This is a genomic window from Bradyrhizobium sp. SZCCT0148, from assembly GCF_018129985.1.
In the GTDB taxonomy this organism is placed as follows: Bacteria; Pseudomonadota; Alphaproteobacteria; order Rhizobiales; family Xanthobacteraceae; genus Bradyrhizobium; species Bradyrhizobium japonicum_H.
This window is the reverse complement of sequence record NZ_JAFCKT010000020.1, coordinates 37,428-54,740: the sequence shown is the minus strand read 5'-3', so window position 1 is coordinate 54,740 and position 17,313 is coordinate 37,428. Positions and strand designations below refer to the sequence as shown.

Genomic DNA, 17,313 nt, shown 5'->3' with positions numbered 1-17,313 from the left:
AATTCATCAATTCCGCTCTCAACTATTCCGGTCACAGCCGTAGGGACGTGGCCGAATGGCCAATGTTGACCTCGTGCCCGCGCTCCATAATGGTCGTCTCGGGTTTATCGGCTTGCGCACGTCGCCTTTTCAAACGCGGGCCTTGCCTTAGGCGGGTACAGCCGTACTTTTCCGCCGTTGGAATGTCGTCGCACCGATCCCGACAAAGCCTAACAGCATCATGGCCCAGGTTGAAGGTTCAGGAACAGCAGAGATTGTGTTTCCGATGCTGTCACTCATGATAAACGAATAACTAGCCGCATCGGCAAAGCTGGGATCGATCTTGAATACCGGATCGACCTGTGCCCAAAAGCTTGCCGTTCCAGGGTCGTTACCGACCCCCGCCGGGCCCTCGGCAATTATTGTGACATGGTAGAGCTGGTTCGGCTGGAACAGATAGCGGCTGTTCAAAGTCCCAAGGCTTGGGGTTTCTACGTCAGTCGTTCTGTAGACCGCTACGCCGGGCCCATCTATTCCAAGGTAGGATTGAAAGCTCCCGGCCTGACCGTCACCAGTCGTAGTGAATCCGTAGCTGCCCGAAGCATCGTTACGGGGGAACATGGATCACAATGCCCACCGGAGAGGTCGCCATCTACAGTATAGAGCGACGTTTCCAAACGGGACCATTCTCGCGGGAGGATTGCCTAAGGCTGGATCCCTTACGACCTCACTTAGCGCGAGCTGCCTTGCTTTCGATGCGAGCTGGTTTGCAGCGCGCTTGGGCAGTGGTCAGCCTATTGGAGGCCTTGGACATTCCGGGAGCGGTTATCCCTCCTAGCGGTAAGCTGCGGGCGGCAAATAAATCATTTGAAAGATTGCTCCCAAAAGTCTTCCAGGATCGTTCTGAGCGGCTGCGACTGGTTGACCGCCGCGCAGACGAGCTGTTTGCGGCAGCGGTTGAGGCTGTAGCCGGAAGAGCTTCAGAGCGAAATGTCGGCTCCATTCCATTGCCATCAAACGACTACCTGCCCCTAATTATTGTCCATTTGCTGCCAGTGCGCGGTCTAGTGCACGACATATTTCTCGACACTTCGGCTATCGTGCTTGTAACGCCCCTTGAGCAGGCCAGTGTGCCCGGTGCAGAAATCTTGCAGGGCCTGTTCGACTTAACTCCCGCAGAGGCACGGGTAACACACGGAATAGGCAGCGCTTTGAATATCGACGATCTAGCCCAGGCGCCCAAAGTCAGCGTGGCCACAGTAGGGATCCAAGTAAAGGCTGTTCTCGCGAAGACTGGCACGAGGCGACAAGCTGGAATTAGTCAGTCTGCTTGCCGGCAAATCGTATGGAAGAACCTCTGCATCTTGAGGCGATGCCCTCGGCATCCCGACGCAGTTCTTCAACGTTGCCGTTGCGCTTAACGCGCAGGCGATAGCCGTAATATTTGATTTATTGGATTCAGTGGGGGCCGACAGGGACCAACTTGGCAGACGTCGGCAGGCAGAATTCGAACGCGATACGCATGCCCGCCAAATAAGAATTCGACGCTGGTGCACCAGCGCCCACCGTTTCGAAAAGCGGAAACGCTCCGGGGTTTTTGTGCCTCAATCATCGCAAAAGCCGGCATTTCCCCGCATTTGTTTCTCGTTAAACATCGCGTTGATCAATCGCACGATTGGGGAAAATGCCTTTGATAATTATGAGTTTTAGGTGGCGATCCCGGCAGGACTGATCGAACCTCATTAATTTAACGGTAAGCGATGTTCTCAGGCCACGCGCCAGCGTTCTTGGGTAGCGAGATAGGCCCAGGGTAGCAGTTCGTCGATCTGGCTGTTGGGGAGGTCGTTGACGATGCGGGTGATGACGTCGGCGAGATAGGCGTGGGGTTCGATGCCGATGAGCTTGCCGGGTTCGATCGATGAGGCGATGACGGCCCAGTGTTCGCCGCCGCCATCCGAGCCAGCGAACGGGGCGTTCTTGCGGTCGAGCGCGATTGGGCGGATAGCGCGCTCGACGACGTTGGAATCGATCTTGACGCGGCCGTCGGCAATGAAGCGCGTCAGCATGGAAAACCCGCTGGCCAGAAGCCAGCGGGCTCTCAATGCCCATGCGTCCCGTGGTACTCGTCACCAATCCGCGATAGGGCTACAATAGCTTAAACCGTTGAAGTCAGGTTACCACCTGACGACCACCGCTCTTAGCGCCTTCCCAAAGGAGTTGCCATGTTTCGAGCCCTTTGGAATCGATTGCGCCCTCCCTATCGGCTACCTTATGTGTTTGCGGATGTTCAGGCGCAGCTGTTGCCGTGCCCCTTTTGCGGCGGCGACGCAGCTTTTCAATTGAGAGCTCGAACGCCTGGCAAGCTTGTCATCATGTGCAAAGTGTGCCCGGCAGAGATGGACGTGACTTACAAAACGGCAGAGGCCGCCGGGGATATTTGGAACGCCCGCAATAGAGCAGGCCCGCCCGCGTGAACGCCTGAGAAGTTCAGGACGTGTTCAGGTTCTCAGAACTAACGAGGGGCATGTCTAGATTACAGGTACTGCTGCTATTGGCTCTACTCGCCTCGTCACCAGCATTTGCCGGATTGATTGATGAGGCTCGAGATGTGCCGCCTGAGGTTCGAGCGTCCTGGAATAGAGCCGGATCGGCGGTGTGTCCGCAGGACTACGACTACCTCGCCCGGATCCGGCGCTGCGTTTCCCGATCGGCGATGTCGGGTGCCGTTCGCGCTCAGCGCAATCGAAGCGGTTCCGCTGTTTGCCCGCCCTTCTACGACTACGTGGCCCGGTACAGGCTCTGCCTTCCAAAATGACAAATGGAACCGCGGGAACTGTTAGCCGTTAGTCGCTCGGAGGAACAATAAATGAAGTCAATGTTCGCAGCAACGTTCGTCGGCATCGCCACCCTGCTCTCGGCAGATGCGGGGTTTGCCCAGGTGCGGCCCCAGTGGACCTATGATGGCTCAGCGGTTTGTCCCGAAGGGCATGACTACAGACGTGGTGCCTGCTGGCCTCGCGGTTACGGCGGCTATCGGGAGAGCTATGGACGGGGCGGAAGTCAGGCCGTTCGCCCGCGATGGACACGCAGCGGCTCGGCGGTCTGTCCTGACGGCTTTGACTACTACGGCGGGGTTTGCCGCTCTCGTTATTGAAGCGCTGCTAGGTAGTATGAAAAACCCGCCAGCTTAAGTGCCGGCGGGTTCTCAATGCCCATGCGTACCGCGGTACTCGTCACCAATCCGCGACAGAACGACAGTCGCTCCAAACCGTTGAAGTGAGGTTACCATCCGAAGACTGCTGCACCAGTGTCGTCAGGATCAATTTTGCAGCCCTGGAGTCGGCAGCTTTATAGTTTGCCTCTTAACACCACCGGCTGTAGCTCACGCCCGTTCGGCGCCCCTAGGGATGGATAATTTGACTCTGAAGAGCGGAAAGTTTCGATGGCGGAATGCCCGAGCCTTACACGCACGTCCGTTTAATCTGCTGCGATGACGGCGACCTGAACCATCGATGTGAGATCCGCGTCTCCACCTTCGTTGTGTTCGAGGAGAACCCTGGCCGGCGATCGATCACGGGTCATCCTAGCAAAAAGGAAGCGGAGGAGATCGCCAAGAAGATCGCGCGTAGCGAGCGAAATCGGACAGGTGCGCCGGTTTGGGAGTAATGCCGCCAAGGCGGGAGCCCTGGGTGGGCTTTCTGCTAATGAATACACCACGCCAGAACAAAGATGGACCTATTAATCACAACCTGTTCTGGGCCGGAGAACTACGGGCTAGCTGACGGTGTACGGTGGCCCCTTTTCGAGCAATGCGAGGTCGCATGGGCCTGCCCAGATGCAGCGTGCCACTAGAACACCCCGTGCCGAAAATGGGTTATGAAGTAGGCCATCCATAGGATTGCGCCTTAAGAGCGAACATGGCACGCCTGCGTCCAGCCCCCGAAGCCAATCGTCCAATCCAAGTCGGGCTAAAATCTCGGCAGAGTCAATGGCAGCCATGTAATTTTTGGAGGGAACAGCGACGCCTGTAACAGGATGGTCACGGTCTTTTTTCACCGAGACCGTCTCTCTGGCGCGGCCGAAAGGCAGTGTTATTGTCCCCACTCGTTCTCTGGCAGCGAGCCCGGAGGCGGTCTGAGCTTGTCGAAACCCAACTCGATAATAGCCAACTCGTCTCGAATGGTCTGAATCGCGTTCGTGGGGTTGATGCCAGTGACCTCTTGCAACTCGCCCAGAATTTTGCGGCGATGCGCGAGCAGGTCGATCAATGCACGCCGATCGTTTACTTTGACGAACCCATCTACGATCTGTTGCATCGCTCTCGACATGCAGACCTCCCGCGTTTCCAAGCCGTCATCGGGGTGCGCATACTTCGGTGAGGCCAGCCCGCGTAATTCGGAATTCCAGGCCTGCCGGCGTGTCACGTTGCTCGATCCAACCTTGACGCAGAAGCCCTATCTTCGTCTTCGGAGCTTCCGGAAGCTTCGATGCTAGCACCCAGGCTTCGTGCCTAAGCTGGTCGAGAAACTGTCGGTGGTGCTGGGTGAACAGTGTCCCTGGCCGCGTTCCGCGTTCGGCGCGCAGCTCAACAAGAATGCTCTCCAATGTGTCCTCTCTCATAAATACAGTATGTCATTTCAAGGTTGAAAAGAGGTTAGGGGCGCCTCCGCTCGGTCTCATGCCGCTCGCGGCCTATCTGACCTCCATGCACCTTGCGCTGGGACTGCTTGGCTAACGCGGCTAAGAACGACCTGGGTATCCTGCATTTGCGATAGGGTCATAGTTGGAAAGCGACGAAGCTTCGCTTCAATAGAAGCCAAGCGCTTTATCCGCTGCGCGGTGATCGCGCGTGGATCAATGATTTTAGCTCGCCGCTTTAAGCCGATATGAAAAGTGTTGAGAGGAAAGTTGTGGGAAGACCTCCAATTATTGATTATGTCGAGTGCCAAAATGTAGTCCTGAGACCAAGCCCAATGCGGCTCATTGGGCTTATCATCACCTCGCTCGATGGCGTCCCAATCGAATACGGGAGCGTCGACTAAGAGCATTTTTCCGGCCCAGTTGACGCGCTTCTTGGCGTACTTCGGAACTGCCCAATCCATCTCTGACCGCCACTCGTCATCAGCCTCGTCCCAGCGACAAGGCTCTGCACGCGGCAACAACAGAGAATCGGCCGCGCCACTCATGGTAGCCGGTTCCATGCGCTGGTTTCCACTCAATTGGAGAACAGGATAAGAACTTTGTCATATGAGCGTCTCCGTGCTTCATAAGACGCTCGTGCACAGTATCGAGACATCCCCGAACGATTCATCCCATGTTCTCCATCTACCCCGACGACCTCACCTCTGAACCGACCCGCCGCCTGCTCGCGCTTCATCTCGCCGGCATGCATGCGAACTCGCCGCCGGGCCATGTGTTCGCGCTCGACCTGTCGGGGCTGCAGACGCCCGATGTCACCGTGTGGTCGGTGCGCGAAGGCGATGACGTCATCGGCATCGGCGCGCTGAAGGAGCTCGGCGATGGCGGCGCCGAGGTGAAGTCGATGCGGACCCATCCCGATCATCTGCGCCGCGGCGTCGCGGCGCTGCTGCTGGACCACATCGTGCGCGAGGCCACAGCGCGCGGGTTGACGCGGCTCAGCCTCGAGACCGGAAGCGGCCCGGCGTTCGAGCCGGCGCTCGCGCTGTATCGCAAGCGCGGCTTCGTCAACGGCGAGGCGTTTGCCGATTACACGGCGAGCGCCTTCAACCAATTCCTGCACCTGGCGCTTCGCGCCTGAGACTGCGCGCGGACGGCGGCAGCGAGCGCGTCAGCCGGCATCCGCGTCCGGCCCCGGCTGTTTCGCAGCCGCCGCCGGCGACAAAGCCGAAACGATACGTTGGGGACGATGGCGTGAAACGGTGCATTGGCGGTGGTGTCGTTGCAAACGACCAAAGCGGCGGCTTATGTTCAAAAGTGCACCGAGACATGGTCACGCTCAATTGAGTAATTTAGCTCAAAAGCCTCGCACGCATGGGCGAAGTTTAATCTGCCGATTATCAAAAGATACAGACTCGCTCCCGCAGCACGCGTAACATGGCTCCATCACCGCAAGGCCCTCGGCATTCATCGGTGATGAGAACGCTGATTGCGGGCCCGCCTCTACTCCAACACGGGAGGAGCACCATGCTGATGCGGCGTCGATTCAAGCAGACCACGACACTCACCGAACGGCTCGCCGACGAAGCAGCGCGCTGTCGCGAGGAAGCACGCACGCTTTCGCCGGGGCGGCGCCGCGAGATGCTGCTGCGCCGGGCACGGCAGGACGAAACGGCCCTGCAGATGGAGGCCTGGCTGCGCTCGCCCGGCCTGAGGGCGCCGACGTGACGCAGCAAGCGCGTCAACGCGTCAGCGATCGCGTGACGACGATCGCGAGGTGTCGATCTCGAACCAGAGTGTCACTTGCATGACGGGACCGCTGGCGTCGCGAACGGCGATCGCCATCGTCTGCCTCCCGGCCGCGGGCGGCGCGGAGATCACGGCATCGCGTGTCATGTCGGCCAGCGACTTGGCGGCCTCGGCCCGAACGGCGCGCGGATTGGCCAATTCCAATCCTTCTTCGTCGAGCTCAATTCCCGTGTGGTCACGAAGGTCGAAATAATAGCGCGGCATCTTCGCAAGCCCCCTTTGCCGTATTTAGTCGTTGCGACCGGCAAAGGTTTCCATCGCGCCGAAAAAATCGGCTGGATTCAGCGGGTTCCGGGAACCAGGCCATATCGCCGGCGATTCCTCCGCAGGACCCGACCTGCGCCGGCGTGGCGCACGCCGCCTCACTCCTCCGCGAGCTTGTGCTCGATATAGGCGTCCACCGTCTCGGCGAACGAGCGCTGCACGCCGACCGCCACATCGTGCTGGTCGAGGGCGTCGCGCTGGAGCACGCGCAGGCCGCGCCCGCGGGCGCTGAGCGGCGCCGTGTTCAGATATTGATCGATGGCGCCCTTGGCGAGCGGGATTGCCTTGGGATCGCCCCTGGCGATCAGGAGCCTGAGCAGGCTCTGGCATTCGGCCAAACCTGGCATGGGTTCGCCCTCTCTACCTGTTCTGCGATTTCGGCTTCGGCCGCTTCACCGGCTGGGTGTGGGTGCCGAACAGCGCCAGCAGGAACGCAACTTCTTCCTTCGAACCGATCTGGATCATGACTATTTCTCCTCTTCGCTCCGTTGGTCGGAACCGGGCGCGCGCGCGTTCAGGACAATCGGGTTTCAGCCCTGTTTCAGGCGTGTTTCGTCGCGCCGAACGGTTCTGGCTGGCCTGGTGCACACAAGCAGCGACCGCGGCGCGGCCTCCCCGCTTCGCTGTTCCTTAACCGCAACGCCGTAACGTGCGCGGGATTGAAAGGGCTGCAGGAGTTTGGCGAAATGGTCGTGAAGTGTGCGGGATGTGCCGACGGGACGGAGTTGCCGTTCGCCTTCAAGATGGCGTTCCAGCCGATCGTCGATGTCACCGGGAACAGGATCTGGGGCTATGAGGCGCTGGTGCGCGGCCCGAACGGCGAGAGCGCCTACAGCGTGCTCAGCCAGCTCACCGACGAGCAGCTCTACCGTTTCGACCAGGCCGCCCGCGTCATGGCCATCGAGACCGCCGGCAAGCTGTTCACCGATCCCCGCGCCAGGCTCTCGATCAATTTCATGCCGAATGCGGTCTACGAGCCGCGCGCCTGCATCCAGAAATCGCTCGAAGCCGCGCGTCGCGCGAATTTTCCGCCGTCCAATCTGATGTTCGAGTTCACCGAGAACGAGCGGATGAGCGATCCGACGCATGTCGAGAAGATCGTGCGGGCCTACAAGGCCCTCGGCTTCTGGACGGCGCTGGACGATTTCGGCGCCGGCTATGCCGGCCTCGGCCTGCTGGCCCGGCTGCAGCCGAACCTGATCAAGATCGACATGGAGCTGCTGCGCGACATCCATCTCAGCCATGCCAAGCAGGTCATCGTATCGGGCGTGGCGGCGATGGCGCGCGAGCTCGACATCACCGTTCTCGCCGAGGGCGTCGAGAGCGAGGCCGAGCTCACGGTTCTCAGGGCCGCCGGCATCACGCTGTTTCAGGGTTATCATTTCGCCAAGCCCGGCTTCATGTCGCTGCCGGCGGTGCGGGGGTTTGGGCAGATGGACGTGTCCCTCGCCGGGTGAACCGGATTCTCCCGATCACGCTTCAAACTCGAAAGCCCGCGCGGATTGCTCCACGCGGGCTTTTGCTTGTTGCTTCCTGCGATGACCGGCGCCGTGGGTCCACGGCGCCGGGCCTCGCCTCAGTGCATGTGTCCGATCAGATAGACGCCGCCACCGAGAACGATCACGGCCGGGACGGCCCAAAGCAGAATGACGGGCATCACCGCTCCTCCTCAGTTCGTCGTGCAGACCTTGACGGTCTTCATGCCCGCCTCGGCCTCGGTCCTGGTCTTGTAGACGGTGTCGCCGCTGACGACGGTCGTCTCGGTGGTCGTCGGCTTTGCCTCCGTGATGGTGCACTTCTTGGTCTTGATGTCCTGCACGACGTAGAACGACTGCGCGAATGCAGGCGCCGCGACCGACGTCAGAACGGCAGCGGCAATGATGGTCTTGATGTTCATGGTGTCCTCCTCCAGCAGCCCGGTCATCCGGATCTGTTGTCTTCAAACATCAAAAATTGCCACTTGTTCCCGATCGAGCGTGAACCAATTCCCGCAGCCTGCGTTGGTGCGGACATTGGAGGCCTCGATGCTGGATTTGAGACTTGCGACGACTTCGCTGGCGATGCTGATTGCACTGCTGTCCGTGGCGCTGGCCGATCCCGCCAAGGATCAAGCCCGGCCTGTCGCGCAAAGCGCCGCTGACGCGCGCCCGATCCGCGTCATCCTTCCCGCACCCTGGCAGCCCGCCACGGCGCAGGCGGACGTGCAATCGTCGAAGTGACCCGGCCGCGCCACAGCGATCCCGCGAGCCGTGTCCGACGACGCGGTTCCCCTGAGCGGAACGCAGACTTTCACTGACGACCTTCATCCTGCATTCACACCCCCGTCCCTAAATCTCCGGCCGATGAAACGGCAGGCAGACAGGACGATGCTCTTTGACCCGATGGCCGCTGCGGTGGACTGGCTCGATGCCTACCGCGCCGGCGATATCGAGACGATACTCGAGATGTACGCCGACCACGCGGTGGTCCGTTGCGGCTGCGGCGGCATGAAGACGATCGCGGGCAGGCAAGGCCTGCGCGCCTATTGGGTCGACCGTCTCAGACGCTACCCGGCTTCCAGCCTCGACAACCTGCAGCCGTCGGCTGACGGCACGGTCATCTCCTATGTGGCGCAGGGCCGCGTCGTGAGTGCGATCCTGACCTTCGATCCATCCGGGAAGATCGCCGCGCTCACATGCGGACCGTCGCACTAGCCAGCTTCACGCCTTGCGCTTCTGGGTGACGAGCCGCAAGGCGATGCCGTGCTGCCAGGCACGCACCCTCACCGCGGCTTCGCTTCGATTGAGTTCGTGTGCGATGTCTTCCGGCCGCCGGCCTGCTTCGGCCAATGCCTTCAATCGCTCGTGGTCTTGCGCCGTCCATTTCTTCAACAGCGGATAGCGGGATTGCATGATGGGAGTTGTCTCGCGTGCTTAACGATTCCGGCGACAATGGACCGGCGCAGTTGAAGTTCCGAAGTCGACCGCAGTTCAGCCAAATGGCAGCGACCCCGGGCACCTCCGGGGCTGGCGTGAGGAGCAAGAATGCCGGGGCCGCCGGCGCGCCGACTCAACGCGCGCGCTGTGGCCATCATCCGCACACTGCTAGTTCGTGCCGTATCAATTGATGCGGTGGCCGAAATAAACCCGCCCGGCGATCCGATCATGGTCTGTCGCGGAGCGCCGCTAAACGGGGCCCGCCAATAAACGTTCCTAAATCAAGCGCGATGCACGCGGCAATCGCGAAAGACGGGCTGCGGCACCCGGAAGCTCCGAACGCAAGCAACCAATTCGAATCTCACTTGTTGTCGCCGGCACATTCACTGCCGGAGGACAAAAAAATGCGACGTCTTACTCTACTTGCCACGACCATGTTGCTGCTCGCAGCGGTGCCCGCAAGCGCACAGTCGCAGCCGGCCCAGAGCGGGCCGGGCAACAACGCCGTCAACAGCGCTGACCAGAACAACTCGAACAAGCCCGTTGCTGGCCGCAACAGCTTCACCGAGGGACAGGCGAAATCGAAGATCGAAGAGGCGGGATATTCCAATGTCTCCGGCCTGCAGAAGGACGACCAGGGCGTCTGGCGCGGCAAGGCCGACAAGGCCGGCTCCAAGACCGACGTCAGCCTGGACTTCCAGGGCAACGTCAATCCCGCCAAGTAACGCGCCAGATATCGCGCAAAGCCATCAGGAGACCTGACAAATGACCACCACCATCTCTCGCCTTTACGACACCTACTCCGACGCTGAGAGCGCCGTGACCCGGCTCGAAGGCGCCGGCGTGCCGCATTCCGACATCAGCATCGTCGCCAACAACTCCGACAATTGGTACGGCTCGAGCTCCGGCAAGGTCGATCGCGATCGCGACGGCGTCGATGATCGCGCCGAAGGCGCCGGGACGGGAGCCGGCATCGGTGCGGGCCTCGGCGGTGCTGCCGGCCTGCTCGCAGGCCTCGGCCTGCTGGCGATCCCTGGTCTCGGACCGGTCGTCGCTGCGGGTTGGCTCGCCGCGACTGCGGTCGGCGCTGCTGCCGGTGCGGCCACGGGCGGCATTGTCGGTGCCCTGACGGAAGCCGGCGTCTCGAAGGAAGAAGCCTCGCGCTACGCCGAAGGCGTTCGCCGTGGCGGTACGCTGGTGACCGCGCGCGTGCCCGATCAGGATCGCGCCCGACTCGATGCGCTGTTGCACGAGCGCGCCGTGAATCTGCAGGAGCGCAGTGCAGCCTGGCAGAAGTCCGGCTGGAATGACTTCGATGCCGCGAGCCCGCCGCTTTCGCCGGAAGATATCGGCCGCGAGCGTCAGCTCTACGGCACGACCACGCGTCGCTAAGCGATTTCGGATAGCAACGACAAGGGCCCCGCGATGCGGGGCCCTTTGTTTATGGGCAACGCCATCAGCCGATTGCCGGATTGTCCTGATGATTTCTTCCGACCGGTTGCCTTACCGGCCGATCGAAACTTTGTCTCAAATGCAGCAGAGCGGATTTGGCGAAATGCAATCAGTTCGCGCCATGCTGGGACATGTGCTTGCGCGAATGCAATCGGGAAAGCGTCGGGGAGATCGCCCATGTACTACGTCGCCGCTGCATTGCTGGTGCTGTCGGGACTGTTCTACTCTGCGAGCCATCACGAGATCGGCTCGTTCGGCGTCACCATGTGCAGCTATGGCGGCGCATTCTGTGATAACCCTCTGATCGTCTTTTCCGGCGCGGCGCTGGCCGCCGCCTGGGGCATGTTCGTCAGCATCAGGTAGCGCGGCGGCGCAATCCCGGGGCCTGGAATTCCCGCCGCCTGGCCGGGGCGACCTCGCCCGTGAGCTGGCGAAATCCTGCGATGGTCGCAATCTACACCTGTTTTGCCCGGCGGTCAACCTGAATTAGGTTTAGCCGAAATCTCGGATCGCCTCACGGCCGGGAACTTTTGTTTCCTGATCGGCATTGGCTGTGAAAATCAGCCGCGAGGTCCGCCATGAGCGACAGCGCCCTCACGCCGACGAAATCCGGGCCGACGCTGCTGCAAAGGCTGGGGCCCGGGTTGATCACGGGAGCTGCCGACGATGATCCGTCGGGCATCGCCACCTATTCGCAGGCCGGCGCGCAATTCGGCTACGGGCTGCTGTGGACGGTGTTTCTCACCACGCCGTTCATGATCGCGATCCAGCTCGTCAGCGCGCAGATCGGCCGCGTCACCGGCAAGGGGCTCGCCGCCAACGTCATGCAGCTCGCGCCGCGCTGGGCGGTGCTGGGCCTCGTCGCCATGCTCGTTGCCGCCAACACATTCAACATCGCCGCCGACATCGCCGCGATGGCCGAGGCGCTCTCGCTGGTGATCGGCGGCCTCAACCACGAGCACGCGCTGATCTTCGCCGCGGGCTCGACCCTGCTGCAGGTCTTCCTGCCCTATCGCCGCTATTCGCCGGTGTTGAAGTTCCTCACCCTGGCGCTGTTCGCCTATGTCGCGACCGCCTTCACCGTGAAGATCCCGTGGAGCACGGCGCTGCTTGCCGCGGTGTGGCCGAAGGCCGAGGTGAACGCCGACTACCTGATGATGGTGGTGGCGGTGCTCGGCACCACCATCAGCCCTTATCTGTTCTTCTGGCAGGCCTCGCAGGAGGTGGAGGAGATGAACCAGGGTCGGCGCGACAAGCCGTTGCGCGAGCTGAAGCGCGGCGGCATGCACGAGCTCGACCGCATCAAGACCGACACCCTCGCCGGCATGCTGCTCTCCAACGGCATCGCCTTCTTCATCATCCTGACCACGGCGTCCGTGCTGCATGCGCACGGCATCACCAAGATCAATTCGGCGACGGAAGCGGCCGAAGCGCTGCGGCCGCTCGCCGGCGATTTCACCTTTGCGCTGTTCGCGCTCGGCATCATCGGCACGGGGCTGCTCGCGATTCCGGTGCTGGCGGGATCGGCCGCTTATGGTGTCGCGGAGGTGTTCGGCTGGCATGCGACGCTGGAGGCAGAGCCACACGAGGCGGTCGGCTTCTACACCATCATCGCCGCGGCAACCATCATCGGCTTCGGCCTCGGCTTCACCGGGATCGACTCCATCCACATGCTGGTGTGGAGCGCGGTGCTCAACGGCATCGTCGCCGTGCCCATCATGGCGATGATGATGCTGATCGTCTCGAGCCGCGCGATCATGGGCCGCTTCAGGGCCCGGTCGTGGCTGGTCTGGCTGGGCTGGCTCGGCACCGCGCTGATGGCGCTGGCCGTGCTCGCTCTGCTCGGCTCCTCGGTGATCGCGTGAAGCTAGACCGGTGACAGCGCCGCCGAGATCTGCGAAGCGATGATGAAGGCCGCGAACACCGCCGGCACGCTGATGAACCGCAAGAACTGGTCTATCGAAAGCATCTGTCCCCCAAAGACAAGAAGCGCCCCCCGCCCGTCGCGCTATTCCGCCCCTTGCGCGACGTGCTGCTCCGCCGTCAGAACCCGATCGGAAATGGCGGCTCCACTGATCGTGAGCAGCGCCAGAATCGAAATCATCGCCAGAAATTTCATGGCCGGGAACGTCGCTTCCGATTGTGGCGAAACCCGTCAAAACCTGGTGCGATTCCGGGACGATCCCCCGGAAAGATCATGGCACTCCCCCCGGGTTTCCACGAGCTCCGCGACGACGGTCGCAGGAGGTGGCAAGCTACGGCGTCACGGGGTTGACCGTGGGCGAGGTCTTCGGTCCCGGTCGCGCCGGCTCGATCGACGATTTCGGATTGGTCGGGAGGACCGCGGCGCCAGCGGCCCGTGCCGCTTCTCCCGTGGTCGCATACATCGCAACATGAGCCGGCTGGGTCTTGGCGCGGCTCCAGGGTCCGTGATCGACTATGAGCATAGCTGCGATCGTCACGCCGGCTATGATCAGCGCGATCACACCAGGATGGCGAAGAGCGGCAGACATCGAATTGGCAAAGCGAACACTTGTCATCACGGGACCCGCTATTTTGCTGTCGCAGAGTAATTCAAAGCTGCCCCTCCCGGTTCCCGGGTCGCGCCACCGGGTTCCAATGAGACTCCTCGCGCAAGCGCGAAAGCCGCCTGTCTTGAGGCGAGAGCACCTGCCCCTAGATCAGCAGATCATGTTGCCCGTGAAGACTGCCGGGATGCGGACCATGATTGGAATGCTGCGCCGTGTGATCGTCCGGCGGATGCGGAACCATTTCGACGATCGTCTGAAGGCCATCTTGCTGACCAAGCGCAGCATGCGGCTTGGCAAGCTCCCTGGGCTCGGCCACCGTGATGGGCGTCGACGGAGCCGCCTCGCTATCGAAGCGGAAGACGTGGTCGTCACGGCCGAGCTCGAACGCGGCTTTTGCTGGCGGCGCAGCTTCCGATGCATTTGAACCGCCATGCGCAGTCCGCTGCGGGTTGCTATGATCCACCGTGTCGGTTGCGCCGCTTTCGCTTGCGTCCGCTGCCGTCGCTGGGGCTGAATGGGTCGAATTGCCGTGCTCGCCACCAGGTTCTGCCGTCTTCGCTGCTGCCGGCGGATCGTCGATGCCGTTGCCGGCCTTCGGCTGGGCTTCGGCCACCTCCGTCGCCGCCGCCTTTGCGGGCTCCGGCGCCGCACCATGCGGTAAGTGGCCGTGCCCGGTGTCAGCGAGACCTGAACCGCTCTCGCCTGCTTCCGCTGCTTTGTCGTAAGCCGTGTGACCCGAATGGCCGTGCTCGGCTCCGCCGGTCTCCGCCGTTTTCGTAGGCTTCGCCGGACTGTCCGAAGCCGTAGAGTGATGCTCGTGGTCATTCCCGACACCGTTGCCGGGGTTGGACCTGGGTTCGGCCATCGCCGTCGCCTCCGCCTTTGCGGGCCCTGGCGCTTCGTGCTGTGAGTGGCCGTGTTCCGTCTCAACGGCGGGTTTTCCGCTCTTGCTTGCTTCTGCTCCTTCGTCAGATACCGCGTGGCCCGAATGGCCGTGCTCGGCTCCGCGGGGCTCCGCCGTCTTCGGCGAACTATCCGGAGCCTGGGAATGGTGCTCATGATCATTCCCGACACCGTTGCCGGGTTTGGACTTGGCTTCTGCGATCTCCGTCGCCGCCTTTGCAGACTCTGGCGCTTCGTGCTGTGAGTGGCCGTGCTCCGTGCCGACGGGACCTTTCCCGCTCTTGCCAGCGTCCGCTACGTCGTCGGGGACCGAGTGGCCCGAATGGCCGTGCTCGACGTCAGGTCCCGTCGTCTTCGCTGCCTGTGGCGCACCGTCTGCGGCTTGGGAATCATGCTTGTTGCCATGACCGGCGCTGTTGCCGGGTTCGGACTCCGCCTCCGCCGTCTCTGCCTTTGCCGACCCCGGCTCCTGATTGTGCCCGGAGTTGCCGCGTCCGCTGCCGTCGGCGGTGGCAAAGCCCGGCTGGGCTATCTCGTTTTGGTTCGTCGACGGCGCGGCGGCGTTCGGATTACCCGGCTCGCCCTTCGAGGCGCGATTGTCCGCGGCCGGCGTCGTCGCGCTCTGACCGGGCGACATCGATGATCCATAAGCCGGCACACCGGACGAACCTGAACTCTCCTCCGTTGCATCCGCCTCGTCGCTCGTGCTGACGCTGGACTTTGCGGAATTACCGGGGCCGGTTCGAACGGCTGCGAATTTGAAGCTCAATCCATCATCGGCCGAAGCGCTCCAAACGCCGGCCGTCCCGACCGAATCCTCATGGGCGTGGCCGCTGCTCGTATTGGGAGCGGTTTCATCGGTCGTGGCCGCCGGCATCAGCGCCTGTTCGAGTTGCTCCAAGGTGGCGGCGTGAACGGCGCCCTCTGCTGGCTGAACGGAGTCCGTCTCTGCCACGGACACGATCCCCTGCAGATGGACTTCCACAAGGCCGCGATCCCCGACATCGAGCACACGATCGGTCGGATTCACGAAGACGATGGTTTGATTGCTTGCGGAATCGTAGATCCAGGCAAGGGTGTGAGGCGGAATGGATTTGGGCGCCGCCGTCAGGTGCAACCACGCCAGCGCTCCGAATGCTGCGAGATTGAGCCTGCCGGGCCCGGATGCAAGATCTGCAACGGAGTCGGACGAGACGGACTTGGCACCGCTCGGGGCATGATGAGCCGCGTCTTCACCGGGACTCTGCCGCATTTGATCGGGGCTATCTCCGCCTGTAACGGGCGCGCGACCGGCGTCCGACAGCACGAGCGCTGTTTGGACGTTATGACCGGCGGCGACCGGGCTCGCCTCGCCCTGAGTGACGTCTTGTGCGACGTCAACTGCGGTGGTCACCGAGGCAGAATGCGGATTCAAATCCCGCGCCGGCACGTCCGGGTCTGCGCTGTCAGCGTGATGGGCGCCACCGTGCGTGATCGTCGCCAATGCAGTGGTCGCACTCTCCGTGGTGCCCGTCAGCAAGCTCTCGATCGATGCTTCGTTCACCTCGCCCGCGTGCGCGGCGACATGCGGGTCGCTCAGTGCATAGATCAGGGCACCTGCGAGAGCGGCGAAGGTGCCGAATCCCGAAGGAACGAATGTGGCCGTGGAGGCAAGCTGCGGGATCGGGTGCGCCGAGGCTGCGCCACCTCCAAGTCCCATTTCGCTGATTGCCGGGGGTATTTGCGCGGGAAGATTGCCTGCGCCCGATCCAATCGCACCGCCTTCTGTCCAGGACCTCGAGCCCAGGAATTGCTCCGCCGCGCGCAACGCTGCCATCGCCGCGGCCGGATTCTCAGCCTGGCTTGCTTTGGTGAGCAAGTCCCTCTCCGTGAGAGCAGGCGTCCCCCCGGATTTCGAAACGACGAGATGCTGAAGAACGGCTTTCTTCAAGACCTCATAGCCGGCGTGTTCGTCGGCCTGGCCGGGGCCATCGTCATGAGCAAAATCGTCGTTGGCTTCCGACGCCTTGAGTTCGTCGGCAATTGCGAACGCCAGAAAGGCGAGAACGAGCGCGCTGAAGCCGGAGGTGCGCTGCAGCCATGAGATGGTCGCAAGCACCGTCCTGTTGGTGATCTCGAGCTTCTGAAAGATATTGTGCAAGTGGACTTTGATTGTCCCGTGCGACACGTCGAGCCGGCGCGCGATCTCCTTGTTCGACATTCCTTCCGAGACCAGCCGGACGATCTGACGTTCCCGGGGCGTCAATAGCTCCAGCATCTTTTCGATCTTGCCTTCGCCATCCGCCTCCTTGCCGGCCGGCGAGAGATCGGAGGGTTCGAGCGACAAACCGCTTTTAGCCATCAGTCGCAGCGACTGCAGCATGGTCCCGGGCGCGGCATATTTGGAGATCGCGCTGCAGGCGCCGGCAGCAATCGCTGCACTCAGATCGTGATTGCCGTCGGCTTCCGTGAAGAACACCAGGCGGGTGGACAGCTTCTCGGTTTTCGCGATCGCGAGGACATCGGAGACCGTCAGGTCCGGCAGGCTATCGGCAATGAGCGCGACATCGGGCGCCAGGTTCCTGATGGCTTCGAGGCAGCTTGTCCCGTCGCTGGTCGAGGCGACGACGTCGAAGTCGTGCTGTGTCCCCAGAATCGACTTCAGCCCCTGCAGCACGATCGGTTGCCGATCAACGATCACGAGCCGGATGGGTTTGACAATCCCCGGCTTGGCGGTCGCGTCTAACATGGGGTTTCCTCAGCCCGGTCCTCTATATCCTTCGGCATATGGCCGTCGCCGGGCGGGTAATTAAAATAGTACTGGCGGATTTGGTTCCCGATCC

At 62.0% G+C, this 17,313-nt stretch carries 19 protein-coding genes and 1 pseudogene; 10 read left to right on the top strand and 10 right to left on the bottom strand.

The window, feature by feature from the left end:
* Positions 1–147: 147 nt before the first annotated feature.
* The gene (locus tag JQ580_RS31375) at positions 148–600 is read right to left on the bottom strand and encodes a PEPxxWA-CTERM sorting domain-containing protein (protein WP_212284851.1); all 453 of its coding nucleotides are present in this window, start codon (positions 598–600) and stop codon (positions 148–150) included.
* 1,145 nt (positions 601–1,745) lie between these two features.
* Positions 1,746–2,042, bottom strand: a pseudogene (locus JQ580_RS31370) (IS66 family transposase); the annotation flags it as partial.
* 159 nt (positions 2,043–2,201) lie between these two features.
* On the opposite strand from JQ580_RS31370, the gene JQ580_RS34390 reads away from it, so the two are divergent.
* A complete protein-coding gene (locus JQ580_RS34390) occupies positions 2,202–2,453 on the top strand; it encodes a Lar family restriction alleviation protein (RefSeq protein ID WP_212284849.1) in 252 nt (83 codons plus the stop codon).
* A gap of 1,617 nt (positions 2,454–4,070) precedes the next feature.
* On the opposite strand, the gene JQ580_RS31360 is transcribed toward JQ580_RS34390, so the two are convergent.
* Positions 4,071–4,307, bottom strand: a complete 237-nt coding sequence (locus JQ580_RS31360) for a hypothetical protein (RefSeq protein ID WP_212284847.1) — start codon at positions 4,305–4,307, stop codon at positions 4,071–4,073.
* Positions 4,308–4,655: 348 nt separating this feature from the next.
* Positions 4,656–5,180, bottom strand: coding sequence for a nucleotidyltransferase family protein (locus tag JQ580_RS31355; protein WP_212284845.1), 525 nt, complete (start codon positions 5,178–5,180; stop codon positions 4,656–4,658).
* A 113-nt stretch (positions 5,181–5,293) separates the two neighbouring features.
* Between JQ580_RS31355 and JQ580_RS31350 the strand changes: the two genes are divergently transcribed.
* Positions 5,294–5,758, top strand: coding sequence for a GNAT family N-acetyltransferase (locus tag JQ580_RS31350; protein ID WP_212284843.1), 465 nt, complete (start codon positions 5,294–5,296; stop codon positions 5,756–5,758).
* Positions 5,759–6,144: 386 nt separating this feature from the next.
* Positions 6,145–6,345: a hypothetical protein gene (locus tag JQ580_RS31345; protein ID WP_212284841.1), complete on the top strand. Its 201-nt coding sequence runs from the start codon at positions 6,145–6,147 to the stop codon at positions 6,343–6,345.
* A gap of 21 nt (positions 6,346–6,366) precedes the next feature.
* Here JQ580_RS31345 and JQ580_RS31340 read toward each other — a convergent pair whose 3' ends face one another.
* The gene (locus JQ580_RS31340) at positions 6,367–6,630 is read right to left on the bottom strand and encodes a DUF6894 family protein (protein WP_212284839.1); all 264 of its coding nucleotides are present in this window, start codon (positions 6,628–6,630) and stop codon (positions 6,367–6,369) included.
* Between the two features lie 158 nt (positions 6,631–6,788).
* Complete coding sequence (locus tag JQ580_RS31335; RefSeq protein ID WP_018319193.1) at positions 6,789–7,037, bottom strand: hypothetical protein; 249 nt, start codon at positions 7,035–7,037, stop codon at positions 6,789–6,791.
* Positions 7,038–7,376: 339 nt separating this feature from the next.
* On the opposite strand from JQ580_RS31335, the gene JQ580_RS31330 reads away from it, so the two are divergent.
* Positions 7,377–8,147, top strand: a complete 771-nt coding sequence (locus tag JQ580_RS31330) for an EAL domain-containing protein (RefSeq protein ID WP_212284837.1) — start codon at positions 7,377–7,379, stop codon at positions 8,145–8,147.
* 212 nt (positions 8,148–8,359) lie between these two features.
* On the opposite strand, the gene JQ580_RS31325 is transcribed toward JQ580_RS31330, so the two are convergent.
* Positions 8,360–8,587 (bottom strand): hypothetical protein, encoded by a 228-nt coding sequence (locus JQ580_RS31325; protein WP_212284875.1) that lies wholly within the window; start codon positions 8,585–8,587, stop codon positions 8,360–8,362.
* A gap of 127 nt (positions 8,588–8,714) precedes the next feature.
* Here JQ580_RS31325 and JQ580_RS31320 point away from each other — a divergent pair, with 127 nt between their 5' ends.
* A complete protein-coding gene (locus tag JQ580_RS31320; RefSeq protein ID WP_212284835.1) occupies positions 8,715–8,909 on the top strand; it encodes a hypothetical protein in 195 nt (64 codons plus the stop codon).
* Positions 8,910–9,056: 147 nt separating this feature from the next.
* On the top strand, positions 9,057–9,383 hold the full coding sequence (locus JQ580_RS31315; RefSeq protein WP_212284833.1) for a nuclear transport factor 2 family protein: 327 nt from the start codon (positions 9,057–9,059) through the stop codon (positions 9,381–9,383).
* Between the two features lie 6 nt (positions 9,384–9,389).
* On the opposite strand, the gene JQ580_RS31310 is transcribed toward JQ580_RS31315, so the two are convergent.
* On the bottom strand, positions 9,390–9,581 hold the full coding sequence (locus JQ580_RS31310; protein ID WP_212284831.1) for a Myb-like DNA-binding domain-containing protein: 192 nt from the start codon (positions 9,579–9,581) through the stop codon (positions 9,390–9,392).
* A 428-nt stretch (positions 9,582–10,009) separates the two neighbouring features.
* Between JQ580_RS31310 and JQ580_RS31305 the strand changes: the two genes are divergently transcribed.
* From JQ580_RS31305 to JQ580_RS31290, 4 genes are all read left to right on the top strand, one after another.
* Entirely contained in the window at positions 10,010–10,330 is a 321-nt protein-coding gene (locus tag JQ580_RS31305) for a hypothetical protein (RefSeq protein WP_212284829.1), read from the top strand.
* Between the two features lie 40 nt (positions 10,331–10,370).
* Complete coding sequence (locus JQ580_RS31300) at positions 10,371–10,997, top strand: hypothetical protein (RefSeq protein WP_212284827.1); 627 nt, start codon at positions 10,371–10,373, stop codon at positions 10,995–10,997.
* A 237-nt stretch (positions 10,998–11,234) separates the two neighbouring features.
* Complete coding sequence (locus JQ580_RS31295; RefSeq protein ID WP_106951687.1) at positions 11,235–11,420, top strand: hypothetical protein; 186 nt, start codon at positions 11,235–11,237, stop codon at positions 11,418–11,420.
* 215 nt (positions 11,421–11,635) lie between these two features.
* Entirely contained in the window at positions 11,636–12,922 is a 1,287-nt protein-coding gene (locus tag JQ580_RS31290; RefSeq protein ID WP_212284825.1) for an NRAMP family divalent metal transporter, read from the top strand.
* Between the two features lie 390 nt (positions 12,923–13,312).
* Here JQ580_RS31290 and JQ580_RS31285 read toward each other — a convergent pair whose 3' ends face one another.
* Both JQ580_RS31285 and JQ580_RS31280 read right to left on the bottom strand, forming a co-directional pair.
* Positions 13,313–13,597, bottom strand: coding sequence for a hypothetical protein (locus JQ580_RS31285; RefSeq protein WP_212284823.1), 285 nt, complete (start codon positions 13,595–13,597; stop codon positions 13,313–13,315).
* Positions 13,598–13,733: 136 nt separating this feature from the next.
* Positions 13,734–17,219 carry a LuxR C-terminal-related transcriptional regulator gene (locus JQ580_RS31280; RefSeq protein WP_212284821.1) on the bottom strand — a complete coding sequence of 1,162 codons (3,486 nt, stop codon included), beginning with the start codon at positions 17,217–17,219 and terminating at the stop codon, positions 13,734–13,736.
* Between the last annotated feature and the right edge of the window lie 94 nt (positions 17,220–17,313).

Bases quoted from the DNA above. Each gene is read 5' to 3' on its own strand.
- JQ580_RS31285 (WP_212284823.1), bottom strand. From the start codon at position 13,597: ATGACAAGTGTTCGCTTTGCCAATTCGATGTCTGCCGCTCTTCGCCAT.
- JQ580_RS31325 (WP_212284875.1), bottom strand. From the start codon at position 8,587: ATGAACATCAAGACCATCATTGCCGCTGCCGTTCTGACGTCGGTCGCG.
- JQ580_RS31345 (WP_212284841.1), top strand. From the start codon at position 6,145: ATGCTGATGCGGCGTCGATTCAAGCAGACCACGACACTCACCGAACGG.
- JQ580_RS31295 (WP_106951687.1), top strand. From the start codon at position 11,235: ATGTACTACGTCGCCGCTGCATTGCTGGTGCTGTCGGGACTGTTCTAC.
- JQ580_RS31355 (WP_212284845.1), bottom strand. From the start codon at position 5,180: ATGGAACCGGCTACCATGAGTGGCGCGGCCGATTCTCTGTTGTTGCCG.
- JQ580_RS31300 (WP_212284827.1), top strand. From the start codon at position 10,371: ATGACCACCACCATCTCTCGCCTTTACGACACCTACTCCGACGCTGAG.
- JQ580_RS31360 (WP_212284847.1), bottom strand. From the start codon at position 4,307: ATGTCGAGAGCGATGCAACAGATCGTAGATGGGTTCGTCAAAGTAAAC.
- JQ580_RS31315 (WP_212284833.1), top strand. From the start codon at position 9,057: ATGCTCTTTGACCCGATGGCCGCTGCGGTGGACTGGCTCGATGCCTAC.
- JQ580_RS31330 (WP_212284837.1), top strand. From the start codon at position 7,377: ATGGTCGTGAAGTGTGCGGGATGTGCCGACGGGACGGAGTTGCCGTTC.
- JQ580_RS31335 (WP_018319193.1), bottom strand. From the start codon at position 7,037: ATGCCAGGTTTGGCCGAATGCCAGAGCCTGCTCAGGCTCCTGATCGCC.
- JQ580_RS31310 (WP_212284831.1), bottom strand. From the start codon at position 9,581: ATGCAATCCCGCTATCCGCTGTTGAAGAAATGGACGGCGCAAGACCAC.
- JQ580_RS31320 (WP_212284835.1), top strand. From the start codon at position 8,715: ATGCTGGATTTGAGACTTGCGACGACTTCGCTGGCGATGCTGATTGCA.
- JQ580_RS31290 (WP_212284825.1), top strand. From the start codon at position 11,636: ATGAGCGACAGCGCCCTCACGCCGACGAAATCCGGGCCGACGCTGCTG.
- JQ580_RS31375 (WP_212284851.1), bottom strand. From the start codon at position 600: ATGTTCCCCCGTAACGATGCTTCGGGCAGCTACGGATTCACTACGACT.
- JQ580_RS31280 (WP_212284821.1), bottom strand. From the start codon at position 17,219: ATGTTAGACGCGACCGCCAAGCCGGGGATTGTCAAACCCATCCGGCTC.
- JQ580_RS31305 (WP_212284829.1), top strand. From the start codon at position 10,010: ATGCGACGTCTTACTCTACTTGCCACGACCATGTTGCTGCTCGCAGCG.
- JQ580_RS31350 (WP_212284843.1), top strand. From the start codon at position 5,294: ATGTTCTCCATCTACCCCGACGACCTCACCTCTGAACCGACCCGCCGC.
- JQ580_RS31340 (WP_212284839.1), bottom strand. From the start codon at position 6,630: ATGCCGCGCTATTATTTCGACCTTCGTGACCACACGGGAATTGAGCTC.
- JQ580_RS34390 (WP_212284849.1), top strand. From the start codon at position 2,202: ATGTTTCGAGCCCTTTGGAATCGATTGCGCCCTCCCTATCGGCTACCT.